At 58.8% G+C, this 14,152-nt stretch carries 16 protein-coding genes and 1 tRNA gene; 9 read left to right on the top strand and 8 right to left on the bottom strand.

Annotated features, from left to right (window positions below; translation table 11 throughout):
* Positions 1-28 precede the first annotated feature (28 nt).
* Positions 29-874 (bottom strand): AAA family ATPase, encoded by an 846-nt coding sequence (locus ACR0LH_RS02320; RefSeq protein ID WP_170795370.1) that lies wholly within the window; start codon positions 872-874, stop codon positions 29-31.
* A 373-nt stretch (positions 875-1,247) separates the two neighbouring features.
* On the opposite strand from ACR0LH_RS02320, the gene dksA reads away from it, so the two are divergent.
* Positions 1,248-1,670 (top strand): RNA polymerase-binding protein DksA, encoded by a 423-nt coding sequence (gene dksA / locus ACR0LH_RS02315; RefSeq protein WP_170382828.1) that lies wholly within the window; start codon positions 1,248-1,250, stop codon positions 1,668-1,670.
* A 70-nt stretch (positions 1,671-1,740) separates the two neighbouring features.
* Positions 1,741-2,892, top strand: a complete 1,152-nt coding sequence (locus ACR0LH_RS02310; protein ID WP_480719504.1) for an FAD-dependent monooxygenase — start codon at positions 1,741-1,743, stop codon at positions 2,890-2,892.
* Between the two features lie 4 nt (positions 2,893-2,896).
* Here ACR0LH_RS02310 and xth read toward each other — a convergent pair whose 3' ends face one another.
* Entirely contained in the window at positions 2,897-3,676 is a 780-nt protein-coding gene (gene xth / locus ACR0LH_RS02305; RefSeq protein WP_170776590.1) for an exodeoxyribonuclease III, read from the bottom strand.
* 281 nt (positions 3,677-3,957) lie between these two features.
* Positions 3,958-4,281: a HesB/IscA family protein gene (locus ACR0LH_RS02300; protein WP_170413687.1), complete on the bottom strand. Its 324-nt coding sequence runs from the start codon at positions 4,279-4,281 to the stop codon at positions 3,958-3,960.
* 76 nt (positions 4,282-4,357) lie between these two features.
* On the opposite strand from ACR0LH_RS02300, the gene ACR0LH_RS02295 reads away from it, so the two are divergent.
* Entirely contained in the window at positions 4,358-5,530 is a 1,173-nt protein-coding gene (locus ACR0LH_RS02295) for a deoxyguanosinetriphosphate triphosphohydrolase (RefSeq protein ID WP_480719502.1), read from the top strand.
* On the opposite strand, the gene ACR0LH_RS02290 is transcribed toward ACR0LH_RS02295, so the two are convergent.
* A complete protein-coding gene (locus tag ACR0LH_RS02290; protein ID WP_480719501.1) occupies positions 5,512-6,063 on the bottom strand; it encodes a putative pterin-binding protein in 552 nt (183 codons plus the stop codon). The two genes, ACR0LH_RS02295 and ACR0LH_RS02290, sit on opposite strands and share 19 nt — an antisense overlap.
* Positions 6,064-6,195: 132 nt before the next feature.
* On the opposite strand from ACR0LH_RS02290, the gene argS reads away from it, so the two are divergent.
* The 6 genes from argS to ACR0LH_RS02260 all read left to right on the top strand — a co-directional run bounded on the left by argS (position 6,196) and on the right by ACR0LH_RS02260 (position 11,838).
* The gene (gene argS / locus ACR0LH_RS02285) at positions 6,196-7,941 is read left to right on the top strand and encodes an arginine--tRNA ligase (protein ID WP_480719499.1); all 1,746 of its coding nucleotides are present in this window, start codon (positions 6,196-6,198) and stop codon (positions 7,939-7,941) included.
* 88 nt (positions 7,942-8,029) lie between these two features.
* On the top strand, positions 8,030-9,094 hold the full coding sequence (locus tag ACR0LH_RS02280; protein ID WP_480719497.1) for an SPOR domain-containing protein: 1,065 nt from the start codon (positions 8,030-8,032) through the stop codon (positions 9,092-9,094).
* Positions 9,091-10,098 (top strand): beta-N-acetylhexosaminidase, encoded by a 1,008-nt coding sequence (gene nagZ, locus ACR0LH_RS02275; RefSeq protein WP_480719495.1) that lies wholly within the window; start codon positions 9,091-9,093, stop codon positions 10,096-10,098. The genes ACR0LH_RS02280 and nagZ overlap by 4 nt, the downstream gene beginning before the upstream one ends.
* A complete protein-coding gene (locus tag ACR0LH_RS02270; protein ID WP_480719493.1) occupies positions 10,088-10,882 on the top strand; it encodes a segregation and condensation protein A in 795 nt (264 codons plus the stop codon). Before nagZ ends, ACR0LH_RS02270 begins: the two co-directional genes overlap by 11 nt.
* Positions 10,875-11,531: an SMC-Scp complex subunit ScpB gene (gene scpB, locus ACR0LH_RS02265; protein WP_170564850.1), complete on the top strand. Its 657-nt coding sequence runs from the start codon at positions 10,875-10,877 to the stop codon at positions 11,529-11,531. The genes ACR0LH_RS02270 and scpB overlap by 8 nt, the downstream gene beginning before the upstream one ends.
* Before the next feature lie 64 nt (positions 11,532-11,595).
* Positions 11,596-11,838 carry a hypothetical protein gene (locus tag ACR0LH_RS02260; protein ID WP_480719492.1) on the top strand — a complete coding sequence of 81 codons (243 nt, stop codon included), beginning with the start codon at positions 11,596-11,598 and terminating at the stop codon, positions 11,836-11,838.
* Here ACR0LH_RS02260 and ACR0LH_RS02255 read toward each other — a convergent pair.
* From ACR0LH_RS02255 to ihfA, 4 genes are all read right to left on the bottom strand, one after another.
* On the bottom strand, positions 11,835-12,914 hold the full coding sequence (locus ACR0LH_RS02255) for a 2'-deoxycytidine 5'-triphosphate deaminase (RefSeq protein ID WP_170616530.1): 1,080 nt from the start codon (positions 12,912-12,914) through the stop codon (positions 11,835-11,837). The two genes, ACR0LH_RS02260 and ACR0LH_RS02255, sit on opposite strands and share 4 nt — an antisense overlap.
* Before the next feature lie 61 nt (positions 12,915-12,975).
* Positions 12,976-13,052 (bottom strand) — tRNA-Pro (locus ACR0LH_RS02250).
* A gap of 61 nt (positions 13,053-13,113) precedes the next feature.
* On the bottom strand, positions 13,114-13,752 hold the full coding sequence (locus ACR0LH_RS02245) for a MerR family transcriptional regulator (protein WP_480719490.1): 639 nt from the start codon (positions 13,750-13,752) through the stop codon (positions 13,114-13,116).
* Between the two features lie 18 nt (positions 13,753-13,770).
* Complete coding sequence (gene ihfA, locus ACR0LH_RS02240) at positions 13,771-14,073, bottom strand: integration host factor subunit alpha (RefSeq protein ID WP_008755922.1); 303 nt, start codon at positions 14,071-14,073, stop codon at positions 13,771-13,773.
* Between the last annotated feature and the right edge of the window lie 79 nt (positions 14,074-14,152).

Genomic DNA, 14,152 nt, shown 5'->3' with positions numbered 1-14,152 from the left:
AGCTCCGATCACCCGAAGTTCAAAACTCTTAGCGCTTACTGCGGGCCATGAACGCCAGCCGCTCGAACAAATGCACGTCCTGCTCATTTTTCAGCAGCGCGCCGTGCAGCTTGGGCAGGGCGTTGGCACCGTCACGTTTTAGGTCCTCGGCGGTCAAATCCTCAGCCAGCAGCAGCTTGAGCCAGTCCAGCACCTCGGAGGTCGAGGGCTTTTTCTTCAGCCCCTGCGTATCCCGGATTTCGTAGAACTGGGTCAGGGCCGTGGTCAGCAGACCGTCTTTGATGCCGGGATGGTGCACTTCGACAATCCGGCGCATCGTGGTTTCATCGGGGAACCGGATGTAGTGGAAGAAACAGCGGCGCAGGAACGCGTCGGGCAGTTCCTTTTCGTTGTTCGAGGTGATGATCACGATGGGGCGGTTCTTGGCCTTGATCGTTGCACCGGTCTCGTAGACGTGGAACTCCATCTTATCGAGTTCCTGCAGCAGGTCGTTGGGAAACTCGATATCGGCCTTGTCGATTTCATCAATCAACAGCACGACCTTTTCGTCGGCCTCAAACGCCTGCCACAGCTTACCCTTGCGGATATAGTTCGACACGTCGTGCACGCGCTCGTCACCCAACTGGCTGTCGCGCAGACGGCTTACTGCATCGTATTCGTATAGACCCTGCTGCGCGCGGGTGGTGGATTTCACATTCCACTCGATCATCTTCAGGCCCAAGGCACCGGCGACCTGCTTGGCCAATTCCGTCTTGCCAGTTCCCGGCTCGCCCTTGACCAGCAGAGGGCGTTCCAACGTCACGGCGGCGTTCACCGCGATGGTCAGGTCGTCAGTGGCAACATATTCTGCTGTTCCTTGGAATCGTGCGGTCATCGGCCCCTCATCAAGTGTCGCGCGGTATTTGCAACATGGGGTTATCGCGGCACAGGAAATTTGACAAGGCAGGCCGCTGCGTCGCCTTGCGTTAAATTCTCAGGAAACATAGGAGCTTGGTGTCGATTCGCAGAGCATTGGATATTGCGCTTATTTTAGGCATGCCACGAAAACGCCTGCCAATTTCCACAGAAAAACAAGGTTTTGTTGTTTTATGTCTCATATTTAGACGACACGCGATAACACGACACAGGCGCGACGTTTGCATAGTGACAATCCCCGCGCTGTCAGATAAACGCTCCGCAGAAGGGAATGCCTCATGTCTGGTGAAGAGAGAGCACTCGGCGTTGAAGGCCACACCGAGGGAGCAAAAATGAAGCAGGAAGTATTTCTGCCCGAAGATTATCGTCCAGCCGAAGACGAACCATTTATGAACGACAAGCAGTTGGAGTATTTTCGCCGTAAACTGCTGGACTGGAAGAACGAACTTTTGGCAGGCAGCCGCGACACGATCGAAGGGCTGCAAGACAATACCCGTAACATCCCGGACGTAGCTGACCGCGCGAGCGAGGAAACCGACCGCGCGCTGGAACTGCGCACCCGCGACCGCCAGCGCAAGCTGGTCGCCAAGATCGACTCGGCCCTGCGCCGGATTGACGAAGGCGAGTATGGTTATTGCGAGATGACTGGCGATCCCATCTCGCTGAAACGGCTGGATGCACGTCCGATCGCAACAATGACGCTGGAGGCGCAGGAGCGTCATGAGCGCCGCGAGAAAGTCCACCGCGACGATTGATCGCTTGGGAATGCGGAATTCTCTGACGCCGGGGCCTGTCGCTCCGGCGTTTTTACGTTATGCGTAATGCATGAAAATTGATGGCCTGAGTTTTGTTGTAGTCGGCGGAGGTATCGGCGGGTTAGCGAGCGCCTTGGCTCTGCAGCAACGCGGCGCTCATGTCACTGTTCTTGAACAGGCACCTGCGTTGACGGAGGTTGGTGCTGGGCTTCAGATCAGTGCCAACGGAATGGCCGTTTTGCGCGCCCTTGATGTAGTGCGAGAGTCCCCCGAAGCTGGACAGGTATCGTACGGTACAACCCTTCGGGACTACCGCAAGGGGCGCGTAATCAGCAGGCTTCCCGGACCGATGTCTGGCCCGACCTACTATTTCCATCGGGCTGATCTGCTGGATCTCTTGCTCAGGGCCGCCGTTCAAGCCGGTGTTCAAGTCCGGTTGGGTGCTCGTGTTTCAACAGTCACGAAGCGACCGGGCGAAGCTGAAGTCGTTCTGGATAGTGGTGAACGTCTGCGCTCGGAATGCGCGATCGCCGCAGACGGGGGGCGTAGCGTTCTGCGTCAGGTTCTTAACGGAGACGAGGCGCCAAAGTTCACTCACCAGATCGCATGGCGTGCGACCATCCCTTGGTCTGGCAGCGAGGAAAATCCACGCGCGTCCCTAACGATGGGGCCGGGGCGTCACGTGGTGACTTACCCGTTGCGGGGCCAATCCCTGTTGAATTTGGTCGCAATCGAAGAACGGTCGGACTGGCAGCAGGAAGGGTGGCGCTTGCGGGGGGATCCTGACGAGCTGCGCGCCCGCTTTTTCGACTTTGGAGGGGCTGTGCAAGAGGCGCTGGCGAAGGTGACCGAGACTCACCTTTGGGCCTTGTTTCTTCGACCCGTGGCAAAAAACTGGCAGAATGGTCGGTTGGCGCTGCTGGGCGATGCGGCCCACCCAACCTTACCTTTCATGGCGCAGGGCGCATGCCTGGCACTTGAGGATGCTTGGATATTGGCGCGGTCCTTCAGTGAGCAATCGGGTGTAGCGCAAGCATTGCTTAGCTATGAAACAAACCGCCGACCCCGCGCCCGACAGGTCGTTGCCGCGGCAGGGGCCAATGCGCGAAATTTTCATTTGCGGGGTCCAATGCGGATCGGAGCGCAAATGGCACTGCGGATAATTGGTCCGAGGTTGGCGCGTAAATATGAATGGATATACAGCTACGACGCGACGGCGTAACCGGTCATAGGTCAAGCTCGATCCAGACCGGAACGTGATCCGAAGGCTTCTCTTGGCCGCGAACGTCAGAGTCGATCTGGCAGTCGCTCATCAGATCAGCGGCTTGCGGCGTCAACAGGAAATGGTCAATGCGAATCCCGTCGTTTCGGTTCCACGCACCGGCTTGATAGTCCCAAAATGAATAATGTCCCGGACCTTGGGTTTTCGACCGGAATGCTTCGGTAAACCCGAGGTTCAGGATTTTCCGAAAGGCTTCTCGGCTCTCGGGACGAAACAGAGCGTCTTCACGCCATGCATCGGGTCTCGCCGCATCCTCTGCCTGAGGAATAATGTTGTAGTCGCCCGCCATCAGTGCGGGTTCCTCGCTGTTCATCAGATCGCGGGCGCGGTCGTACAGGCGTTCCATCCAAGCCAGTTTGTAGTCGTACTTTGGCCCGGGCGCCGGGTTTCCGTTCGGCAGGTAAAGCCCGCAGATACGCAACGCCTTCTTTCCAACGACCGTGGCTTCTATCCAGCGCGCCTGTTCGTCCGAGTCGTCGCCCGGCAATCCGCGAGAAATATCCTCAAGTGGATATTTGGATAGAATGGCGACACCGTTGAAGCTCTTTTGTCCGTGCGTTTCAACATTGTAGCCACGATCCTCAAACAGTTCGCGTGGAAAGTTTTCGTCGATGGATTTGATCTCCTGCAACAGCACAATGTCCGGCTGTGTAGTGTCGAGCCAACGTGGAAGAGCCTCGGCGCGAGCTTTTATTCCATTGATGTTGAACGTGGCGATTTTCATTCGCGATCCTCCGAAGTCTCAGGCAACCTATCGCGCAGAATAGACCCAGCGGCAAGGAGGTGAGCAGGTTTGCGAGGCTCTGCCTCGCGCTCCGGGATACTTTTGGCCAGATGAAGAAACGGATTCTTAACCATATCGAGTGACAAGGATAGAGCGGTACAGGCGGGGACGCCGATGACCGCGCCAGGTGAAGCTCTCCGGCGAAACGGTCGGAGAGCGGATCCCTGCTTCATCTGGCTAAAAATATCCTGGGGGTGTGGGGGCAAAGCCCCCACCTGTTTTCACATGGAAAACGACGTGCCGCATCCGCACGAAGAAGTGGCGTTGGGGTTTTCGATCACGAAACGCGCGCCGATCAGTTCTTGAGTAAAGTCGATCACGGCGTTTTCCAGAAACGGCAGCGACACAGAATCCACGATAACCTTCTGGCCTTTACCCTCAAGGATCAGGTCGTCATCCTTCGGTTCATCTAGCGCGATTTCGTATTGGAACCCAGAGCAACCTCCGCCTTCTACAGCGACGCGCAGGGCTTGCCCTTGGTCGGCGGCGCCGATTTCGGCCAGGCGATCGAAGGCGCGTTCTGTGACTGTTGGGGGCAGATTCATGCCGCACTCCAAAGGTTTATTTCTGTCTCACTCTACCATATAGAAAACGCAATGACAGGCGACAAGGACAAGACCTTTGGAAAGAGCAGGTTTTGCATCTGACCCGGGGCGCACCAGAGGGCGTCTGGTGCCAGAGGACGAGAGCAGTTTCCGGTCATGCTTTCAGCGGGATCGGGACAGGATCATTCATGCCAGCGCGTTTCGGCGGCTAAAGCACAAGACGCAGGTTTTTGTTGAGCATGAAGGGGATAGCTATCGTACCCGTTTGACTCATTCGATCGAGGTGGCTCAGGTGGCGCGGACTATAGCGGGCGCTCTTGGGCTAAATCCCGAACTGACCGAGGCGGTGGCGCTGGCCCATGACCTGGGGCACACGCCGTTTGGTCACACGGGCGAGGATGCTCTGCATGCGATCATGGGCCCTTATGGGGGTTTCGATCACAACGCCCAGGCCATTCGCATTGTGACGAGGTTGGAGCGTCACTACGCGGAGTTCGACGGCTGCAACCTCACTTGGGAAGCCCTCGAAGGGATTGCCAAGCACAATGGCCCTGTTTTGGGTCCATTGCCGTGGGCGCTGGCCGAGTGTGACGCGGCGTTTGACCTTGAGTTGAGCACCCATGCCAGTGCTGAGGCTCAAGTAGCGGCTCTGTCCGATGATATTGCCTACAATAACCACGACTTGCTCGATGGATTGAGGGCCGGGCTTTTCACCGATGAAGAAATCTTGCAACTGCCGATCTTGGGAGATTGCTACGCGGACGTGGACATCAAGTATCCCGCCCTCGATCACTATCGCCGTAGGCACGAGGCATTGCGGCGTGTTTTCGGCGTCATGGTCTCGGATGTCATCGACAAGTCTGCAAGGCTGATTGCCGAGTCCGGGGCGCAGTCGGTGGAAGAAATCCGCGATCTGGGCCGCCCGGTTGTCCAGTTCTCGGATGGGCTTTGGGCGCAGTTGAAGGAAATCCGAGCGTTTCTGTTCACCCGGATGTATCGCGCACCGTCGGTGATGAAGGTTCGGGCAGAGGTCAGCAGGGTGGTCGAGGAGTTGTTCCCGATCTACCTCAACGATCCCCGGCAAATGCCCGAACGCTGGCACGCGGACATCGAGGCTGCGGCCGACGAGACCGCTCTGGCCCGGATCGTTTCAGACTATATTGCCGGAATGACAGATCGGTTCGCGATTCAGGATCACGCAAGGTTGACGGGCAAGCCGCTGCCCGGTGTTCACTCGACACTGATGTAGGCCAAGGCCCAGACCTGTTGGCCGGCTTGTTCGTCGGCAATGTCTTCGCTCTCTGTTGGGGGGAATACGATCATGGTGGGGCCATACCCTCCGATGCCCATCGGCGCGCCGTCGGCGTGGGTGGCCAAAATGGGTTGATACGTCGAAATGCTGTCCCACGGGATTTCCGCCTGATAGCCGTCCATCGCCATCGGGCGTGCGGTTTTGCCTTCGGCCCCAGCCATTGCCATGACGTCTGACAACAAGGGGCCACGGAATGTATAGTCGCGCTGGTGTTCGGGCGAACCGTAGGGGATGGTAATCTCGACCTGAGGCAGGCTGTCCAGTAGGGCGGCGTCAAATCCTGCCGCCCCGTCATGGGTCACCTCAAGAAACCCCAGCAGCCCGCCATCGTTTTCGCCCCGCGCGGGCAGATTGGTTTCGCTCACCGCGCCGCCCAGCGTCACCAGCACATGACCTTGCGGTGCGGGCATTTCGGCCAGAACGGGCAGGGCGGTGGCCAGAAGCAGGCTCAGGGGTAGGGCAAGGCGCATGAAGGGTCTCCGGTTGGGCTTTCCGGGCCGACTTTAGCGGGGATTACGCCCAAACCAAGGTGAAACTTTAGGCATCCATTGACCTTGCCGCGCTGCATGATAAACCGCCGAGCAAGCAAAAGGACATCCGAAATGAACCTGTTTTCCGAGATCCGCGGCCTTGTGTTGGACGCGCTGGCGCAGATGCAGTCCGAAGGTGCTCTGCCCGAGGGGTTGAGCTTTGACAACGTGGCCGTTGAGCCGCCGCGCGATGCGGCGCATGGCGATATGGCGACGAACGCGGCGATGGTGCTGGCAAAGCCCGCCAAGATGAAACCGCGCGACATTGCGGACGTGTTGGCCGGAAAGCTGGCTGAGGACGACCGGATCACCAGCGCCGAGGTTGCCGGGCCGGGGTTCCTGAACCTGCGGTTGGCTCCGACCGTGTGGCAAGGTGTTCTGGCGGCTGTGCTGGAAAATGGTACGGACTATGGGCGCTCGACCATGGGCCACGGGCAGAAGGTGAACGTGGAATATGTCTCGGCCAACCCGACTGGTCCGCTGCATGTGGGCCATACGCGGGGGGCCGTGTTCGGCGATGCATTGGCTAGCCTGCTGGCCTATTCCGGCCACGACGTGACACGTGAATACTACATCAATGATGGCGGCGCGCAGGTGGATGTGCTGGCGCGGTCCGCTTATGAGCGGTATCGCGAAGCCAATGGCCTCAGCCCTGAGATTGCCGAAGGGTTGTATCCGGGCGATTATCTGATCCCGATTGGTGAGGCGCTGAAAGAGAAATACGGCGATAGCCTGATCGACAAGCCCGAAAGCGAGTGGCTTGAAGACCTGCGCAACTTCGCCACCGAAGCGATGATGGACCTGATCCGTGCCGACCTGAAGGCGCTGGGCGTTGAGATGGACGTGTTCTTCTCGGAAAAATCGCTCTATGGCACGGGCCGGATTGAATCTGCGCTGCAATCGCTGACTGATAAGGGTTTGATCTATGAGGGCGTGCTGGAGCCGCCGAAAGGCAAGAAGCCCGAGGATTGGGAGCCGCGCGAGCAGACCTTGTTCAAATCGACCGAACACGGCGATGACGTGGACCGCCCGGTCAAGAAATCGGATGGCTCGTGGACCTATTTCGCGCCCGATATCGCCTATCACTATGACAAGGTCACTCGCGGCTTTGACGCACTGATCGACGTGTTTGGCGCGGATCACGGCGGCTATGTCAAGCGGATGAAGGCGGCTGTGTCGGCTCTGTCTGACGGCAAGGTGCCGCTGGATATCAAGCTGACCCAGCTCGTGAAACTGTGGAAGAATGGCGAGCCGTTCAAGATGTCGAAACGGGCGGGGAATTTTGTCACCCTGCGTGATGTGGTCGATCAGGTTGGACCCGATGTGACCCGTTTCGTGATGCTGACCCGCAAGAACGACGCGCCTTTGGATTTCGACTTCGACAAAGTGCTTGAGCAGAGCCGCGAGAACCCCGTGTTCTATGTGCAATACGCCCATGCCCGCGTCATGAGCGTGCTGCGCCGCGCGGCTGAGGCGGGGATTTCAACCGACGATGCCACCCTCGTTGGGGCGGACCTGAGCAAGGTTGACCATGCATCGGAACTGACTGTTGCCAAGAAGCTGGCCGAATGGCCACGTCTGGTCGAAATCGCCGCGCGGACCAATGAACCGCACCGCGTTGCCTTTTATCTGTATGAATTGGCAGGGGATTTTCACGCTTTGTGGAACAAGGGCAACGATGAAGCCCAGCTTCGGTTCATTCAGGATGGCGATGTTGACACAAGTCAGTCAAAAATCGCACTGGCCCGGTCCGTTTCTGTTGTGATTTCAGCGGGCTTGGGTATTCTTGGCGTCACTCCGGCGCAGGAGATGCGGTAACAAATATCGCCCGAACCGCCGGTACGAGGTAGGCAAGAAATGACCCGCGCGCCTTATTTTCTGGCGCGAAACGGGCAGTGAGGCGGACATGGCGAATTACGATTACTCGGGGCACATGCGCCCCGAGCAGATGCATTATACGAATCAACCTCATACTCAGGATGGGGCTGAGTACTCAGACGAAATGCACGGATATGATGCGGCGCCACGCGCTTTGGGTCTGGGGCGTATCGTCAACACGCTTGGAGCGGTAGCGTCCCTGGCTTTGGTCGCTGGTATCGGCGTTTGGGGCTACAAGCTAGTTATGCGGGACGTGAGTGGCGTGCCCGTTGTGAGGGCGCTGGAAGGTCCGATGCGGATTCAGCCCGAAAACCCCGGCGGAACACCTGCTGATCATCAGGGGTTGGCTGTCAATGCGGTTGCGGCCGTTGGCAGTGCTGCGCCACCTGCTGATCGCCTGATCCTCGCGCCTCGCCCGGTATCGCTGACGGACGAAGATACGCCGGTCGTGTCGCTGACGCCGACAAAGGCCGTGCATCTGGTCGAGGAAGAGATTTCCGATCAGGAAGCCGCCCAAATGCGTCAGAGTGCAGTGGATGCGCTGGTTGCAGAACTGGCGGATGGAAATACCGCCGCCGATGAACCGGTAGAGCAGGGCGTGCAACTGGCCTCACTTGTCGCGCCGGAAGAAGAACCTGCGATTGATCCTGCTGATCTGGCGGCACAGCAGCCTGACCCGGAACTGGCGGCTTTGCCCGGCGTTCGGCGATCCCTGCGTCCGATTACGCGACCGGCGCGGACGACTCCGGCAGGGATTACGCCGAACAGTTCGACCGAGAACGCAATCAACGCTGCCGTCAAGGCGGCGGTTGGTCTGGATGTGGACCCTGACGCATTGTCAAAGGGCACACGCCTTGCCCAGCTTGGTGCGTATGAAAGTTCGGATGTGGCCCGCGCCGAATGGGATCGCCTGAATGGTCGGTTTGGCGAGTATATGGATGGAAAACAGCGCGTTATCCAGAGAACCTCAAGCGGTGGACGCACCTTTTACCGCCTGCGCGTGCTGGGTTTTGATGATCTGAGCGACTCTCGCCAGTTCTGCGCGGCATTGCAGGCGCAAGGCGCGGACTGCATCCCGGTTGCTGCCCGTTGACGTTTGGCGCTGCGATCTCTGACGCCGAGGGCTTGCGCCTGTCGGATGAAGAAAAGAGCCTGTTCCGCGAAATGAACCCATTTGGGTTCATTTTGTTTGGCCGCAATATCGACACGGCAGATCAAGTGCGTGCCCTTTGCGATGACTTTCGCGAGGCGGTAGGCCGTAATTGCCCCATTACCATTGATCAGGAAGGTGGCCGCGTGCAGCGCCTGCGGACCCCGATTGCGCGTGAATGGATGCCACCACTGGATCATACCACACGTTCTGGCGAACAGGCCGAGCGTGCGATGTATCTGCGGTATCGGCTAATCGCACAGGAACTGTTTGAGCTGGGGATCGACAGCAACTGTGCCCCCATGGTCGATCTGGCGCGCGAGGATACTCATCCTTTCCTGCAAAACCGCTGCTATGGCTCTGATCCGAATGAGGTTTCCAAAATTGGGCGAGCGGTTGCCAAAGGGCATCTTGATGGCGGTGTGCTTCCCGTGATCAAGCATATGCCCGGCCATGGTCTTTCAACCATGGACAGCCATCATGATCTGCCCCAAGTGGATTTGCCTCTGGATGCGTTGGATCGTGACGACTTTGCCCCGTTTCGGGCCTTGAATGACCTGCCGATGGGTATGACCGCTCATTTGGTCTATGATCAGATTGATCCTCAGCCTGCGACGATTTCCTCCGTGATGATCCAGTTGATCCGCGACAGAATTGGTTTTGACGGGCTGATCATGACTGACGACATCTCGATGAAGGCTCTGAGCGGCGCACCAGAGGACATCGCGCGTCAGGCGCTGAAGGCTGGATGTGACGTCGTCTTGCATTGCAACGGATCGTTCGATGCCCGAGCGCGCGTGCTGGAGGCCGCCGGAGAAATGACCGACCGGGCACAATCCCGCGCGGAAAAGGCGCTGTCGATGCGGCAGAAGCCAGCGGAACTTGACATCCCTGCGGCTGAGGCTGAACTATCTGCCCTAATGGGCGGGCAGGTGTATGAACGATAAGCTTTTCAGCGAAGACCCGGCGTCGGTCGCGGATCGCCTTGCGGCCGAAGCCCTGATCGTTGATGTCGACGGGTTTGAAGGCCCGTTGGATGTCTTGCTGACTCTGTCGCGGACGCAGAAGGTTGATCTTCGGAAAATCTCGGTTCTGGCCCTGGCGCAGCAATATTTGGCTTTTGTCGAAAAGGCGCGTGCGCTGCGGATCGAGTTGGCGGCTGACTATCTGGTTATGGCTGCGTGGCTGGCCTTTCTGAAATCCCGTCTGTTGCTGCCACCCGACCCGGACGACGAAGGACCATCGGGCGAGGAGCTTGCCGCGCACCTGGCTTTCCAACTGGAGCGGCTGCAAGCGATGCGCGACGCCGCCGCTCGTCTGATGGCGCGGGACCAACTGGGGCGCGATTTTTTCAAACGCGGGCAGGGCGAGGATATCACGCGTATCCGCACTGTGACTTACTCTGCCACGCTGTTGGATCTGATGCAGGGCTATGCCCGTATCCGCACCCGGGATGAGTTCCGCCCCTTTGTTATGGACCGCGACGCCGTCTTTACGATGGAACAAGCGCTGGAACGGATGCGCCCCCTGATCGGCTTTGCCGGAACATGGACGGATATGGAAACCTACCTGCCTGACGGCTGGGACGCGGACCCGGTGCGCCGACGCTCGGCCACAGCCGCGACCTTTGCGGCCTCGCTTGAGTTGGTGAAAGAAGGACATATGGAGATCAAGCAAAGCGAGACTTTTGCCCCGATCCACCTGCGTAAGAGGACGGAAACACGTGACTGACGCCCCCGAAGACGAAGGCACCGGCACCCTGTTCGAGGCTCCTCCGCTGGCCGAACAGGAGCGGATGGTCGAGGCCGTGCTGTTCGCCAGCGCCGAACCCGTGACGATTGCCGATCTTGAGGCCCGGATGCCCCATGGCAGCGACGCGGCGCAAGCGGTTGAATTGCTTCAGAAACGCTATGAGGGGCGCGGCGTTCGCGTGGTCCGTGTAGGGGATGCTTGGGCGATCCGCACCGCCGCCGATCTGGGCTTTCTGATGCAGAAAGAGACGGTTGAGACGCGAAAGCTCAGCCGTGCAGCGATCGAGACATTGGCGATTGTCGCGTATCACCAACCTTGCACGAGGGCCGAGATCGAAGAAATCCGTGGTGTTTCGGTTTCGCGCGGCACCATTGATCAACTGCTTGAGATGGAGTGGATCAGGCTTGGCCGTCGCCGCATGACACCCGGGCGACCTGTGACTTTCGTGGTGACGCCGCAGTTTCTGGACCACTTCGGTCTGGAAAACGCGCGGGATCTGCCGGGTCTCAAGGAATTGCGCGCTGCTGGTTTGCTGGAAAACCGCCCACCGCCGGGTGCCATGCCGCTGGGCGAGGGGCAGGGCGACGAAGAAGATGAGGACCAGACAGAGCTGTTCGAGGAAGAGTGATCGTTCACCTCTTTTACCACGGTGCCAATCGTCTATGTTGGGGCTAAGAAAACGGAGTTGAGCAATGAATGCCAATCGAATGATCGATATGATCGTACGTCAAGTCATGCGCCGTCTGGTCAACAAGGGCGTGGACAAGGGCTTTGACATGGCAAGCCGGATTGGTCGAAACTCTGCCGACGCGCCCGGTGCCAAAGACGACTCCGGTGCAGAACGCCACATGCAGCAGAACGCCCAGCGGCAAAAGCAGAACATGAAACAGGCGCGGCGCATGACCCGTCAGATGCGCCGGTTCATGAAGTTCTAGCTTACTGCTTTGAAATGCTTGGATAGTTTCAGGCCTTGCCCTTGATAGTTTGAGGCGATACCCGCGCCATAAAGCTGCGTGGGCATTTCGGCCATTTTCTCATAGACCAGCCGCCCGACGACCTGTCCGTGTTCCAGCACGAAGGGGGCTTCGTGGCAGCGCACTTCCAAAACACCGCGCGATCCTGCGCCGCCGGCAGCGGCGTGTCCGAAACCGGGATCGAAGAAACCGGCGTAGTGCACGCGGAATTCGCCAACCATAGCCAGATAGGGCGCCATTTCTGCCGCATACATGGGCGGAATATGGACCGCCTCGCGGCTAACCAGAATATAGAATGCACCGGGATCAAGGATGATGCGACCATCGGTGGTGCGCACTTCCTCCCAGTATTCCTGTGGGTCGTATTCGCCAATCCGGTCGAGGTCGATCACGCCAGTATGCGGTTTGGCGCGATAGCCGACCAGATCGGTGTCTGGCAGTTGCAGATCGACCGAAAAACCCAAGCCGTCCTGAATCACGGCAGGGCCATCGACAAGTGGCGAGTCGTTGTGCAGCGCAGTCAGTTCCGCGTCGCTCAGGACAGCTTGCCCTTCGCGGAATCGAATCTGATTCAACCGCATTCCGGGCCGCACAAGGACCGAGAAAGAGCGGGGGCAGATTTCGGCATACAAGGGGCCAGTGTACCCGGCGGGCACCCGGTCAAACTCTGTCCCGCCATCGGTGATGGTGCGGGTCAGCAGGTCCAGTCGCCCGGTCGAGCTTTTGGCATTGGCGACTGCGGTGATACTGTCCGGCAGGGCAAGCGATTCCATCAGCGGAACCAGATAAACGCAGCCTTTTTCCAGAACCGCGCCATCGCTGATATCTATCCGGTGCATCTCGAACTCGGCCAGACGGTCGGCGACCGAGCGCCCTTCACCGGCAAGGAAAGATGCGCGCACGCGGTAAGCTACTGTTCCCAAGCGCAGGTCCAGACTGGCTGGCTGCACTTGCGGGTCGATGATCGCTGGCTCGGCGGTAATCTCACCGCGCGCAATCATGCCCTCGATCTGTTGGTTTGGACATACGCCTGTCATTCCGATCCCCCCTGATGCCAGAGCGGGATCTGGCCTGTCTGCCATAAACGTCGGTGTAATTTGGTCGGGCTAGCAGGACTCGAACCTGCGACCTTCCGTCCCCCAGACGGACGCGCTACCAGGCTGCGCCATAGCCCGACGTTGGGGTGTTCATAAAGACTTTCCCGGCAGGGGCAAGAGGAAATCATCGCCTTTTTTCTTATCCCGCCGATCGGCTCTCAATTCGATCAAGTACGGCGCGCAGCTCTTTCGCGACCGGCGCGATCTGACGCAGAAGTTCTTCGTCAAAATCTGTTTTGCTCCAAGCCTGAGACGCGATTCCGCGAACCAATGCTGCCCCGGTTAACGGGCCCGGCTCTGGGCTTTGGGCGGCTGCGGCAACCTGTGTCGTGGTCGCTGTTGCCTCGGCTGCAGGCGCAGCGGCGGCTGGCTCAACCTGTGGAATGTCGGTCGGCTTGGTTCCCCCCAAATCCAACGCGATCTGTTCCTGAGCGGGGGTGGGTTTCGTCGCGAAGGGAACAACGACACTGTCACGCGGGGTCGGGTCTGGTTGAGCTGGCTCGTCCAGACTCTGAGACAGTGACGAGACATGCGACACGCCTTGTTCACGCAGGATGCGTTGAACGCCCTTTATGGTAATTCCGTCCTCGTGCAGCAGCTTTTTGATGCCGCCCAAAAGCCGCATGTCATTGGGGCGGTAATAACGGCGGCCACCCGCGCGCTTTACCGGTTTGACCTGACTGAAACGGCTTTCCCAGAATCGCAGAACATGAGCTTGAACGCCCAGCCAATCCGCAACCTCACTGATCGTGCGAAATGCGTCGGGGGACTTGCTCATGACACTGCCGCCCTGATCTTACTTGCGGTTCCCGGCGGCGACGCGATCCTTCATCAGGTGCGACGGGCGGAATGTCAGCACGCGGCGCGGCTGTATCGGAACCTCTTCGCCGGTTTTGGGGTTGCGGCCGATACGAGCAGTCTTGTCCCGAACGCTGAATGTGCCGAAAGACGAGATCTTGACCTGTTCGCCGCGCACAAGTGCGTCGGACATGTGGTTCAAAACGCTCTCAACCAGTTGTGCGCTTTCGTTGCGTGAAAGGCCAACCTCACGAAAGACGGCCTCGCTCAGATCCATTCGGGTCAGTGTTTTGTCGCCCATGCCTATTCCCCTGTTGATGCCATAGAGTATGGCGGGGGGAAATTCACTGTCAATATCAATGAATTGCGAGAGGGTGTGT

Source organism: Ruegeria sp. CL6 (genome assembly GCF_056536465.1).
The sequence above is the reverse complement of the archived record's forward strand: the minus strand, read 5'-3'. Positions and strand labels throughout refer to the sequence as shown.

What these genes read in the sequence shown, in the direction of transcription:
- ACR0LH_RS02320 (WP_170795370.1), bottom strand. Translation starts at nt 874, where the DNA reads ATGACCGCACGATTCCAAGGAACAGCAGAATATGTTGCCACTGACGAC.
- dksA (WP_170382828.1), top strand. Translation starts at nt 1,248, where the DNA reads ATGAAGCAGGAAGTATTTCTGCCCGAAGATTATCGTCCAGCCGAAGAC.
- ACR0LH_RS02310 (WP_480719504.1), top strand. Translation starts at nt 1,741, where the DNA reads ATGAAAATTGATGGCCTGAGTTTTGTTGTAGTCGGCGGAGGTATCGGC.
- xth (WP_170776590.1), bottom strand. Translation starts at nt 3,676, where the DNA reads ATGAAAATCGCCACGTTCAACATCAATGGAATAAAAGCTCGCGCCGAG.
- ACR0LH_RS02300 (WP_170413687.1), bottom strand. Translation starts at nt 4,281, where the DNA reads ATGAATCTGCCCCCAACAGTCACAGAACGCGCCTTCGATCGCCTGGCC.
- ACR0LH_RS02290 (WP_480719501.1), bottom strand. Translation starts at nt 6,063, where the DNA reads ATGCGCCTTGCCCTACCCCTGAGCCTGCTTCTGGCCACCGCCCTGCCC.
- argS (WP_480719499.1), top strand. Translation starts at nt 6,196, where the DNA reads ATGAACCTGTTTTCCGAGATCCGCGGCCTTGTGTTGGACGCGCTGGCG.
- ACR0LH_RS02280 (WP_480719497.1), top strand. Translation starts at nt 8,030, where the DNA reads ATGGCGAATTACGATTACTCGGGGCACATGCGCCCCGAGCAGATGCAT.
- ACR0LH_RS02270 (WP_480719493.1), top strand. Translation starts at nt 10,088, where the DNA reads ATGAACGATAAGCTTTTCAGCGAAGACCCGGCGTCGGTCGCGGATCGC.
- ACR0LH_RS02260 (WP_480719492.1), top strand. Translation starts at nt 11,596, where the DNA reads ATGAATGCCAATCGAATGATCGATATGATCGTACGTCAAGTCATGCGC.
- ACR0LH_RS02255 (WP_170616530.1), bottom strand. Translation starts at nt 12,914, where the DNA reads ATGACAGGCGTATGTCCAAACCAACAGATCGAGGGCATGATTGCGCGC.
- ACR0LH_RS02245 (WP_480719490.1), bottom strand. Translation starts at nt 13,752, where the DNA reads ATGAGCAAGTCCCCCGACGCATTTCGCACGATCAGTGAGGTTGCGGAT.
- ihfA (WP_008755922.1), bottom strand. Translation starts at nt 14,073, where the DNA reads ATGGGCGACAAAACACTGACCCGAATGGATCTGAGCGAGGCCGTCTTT.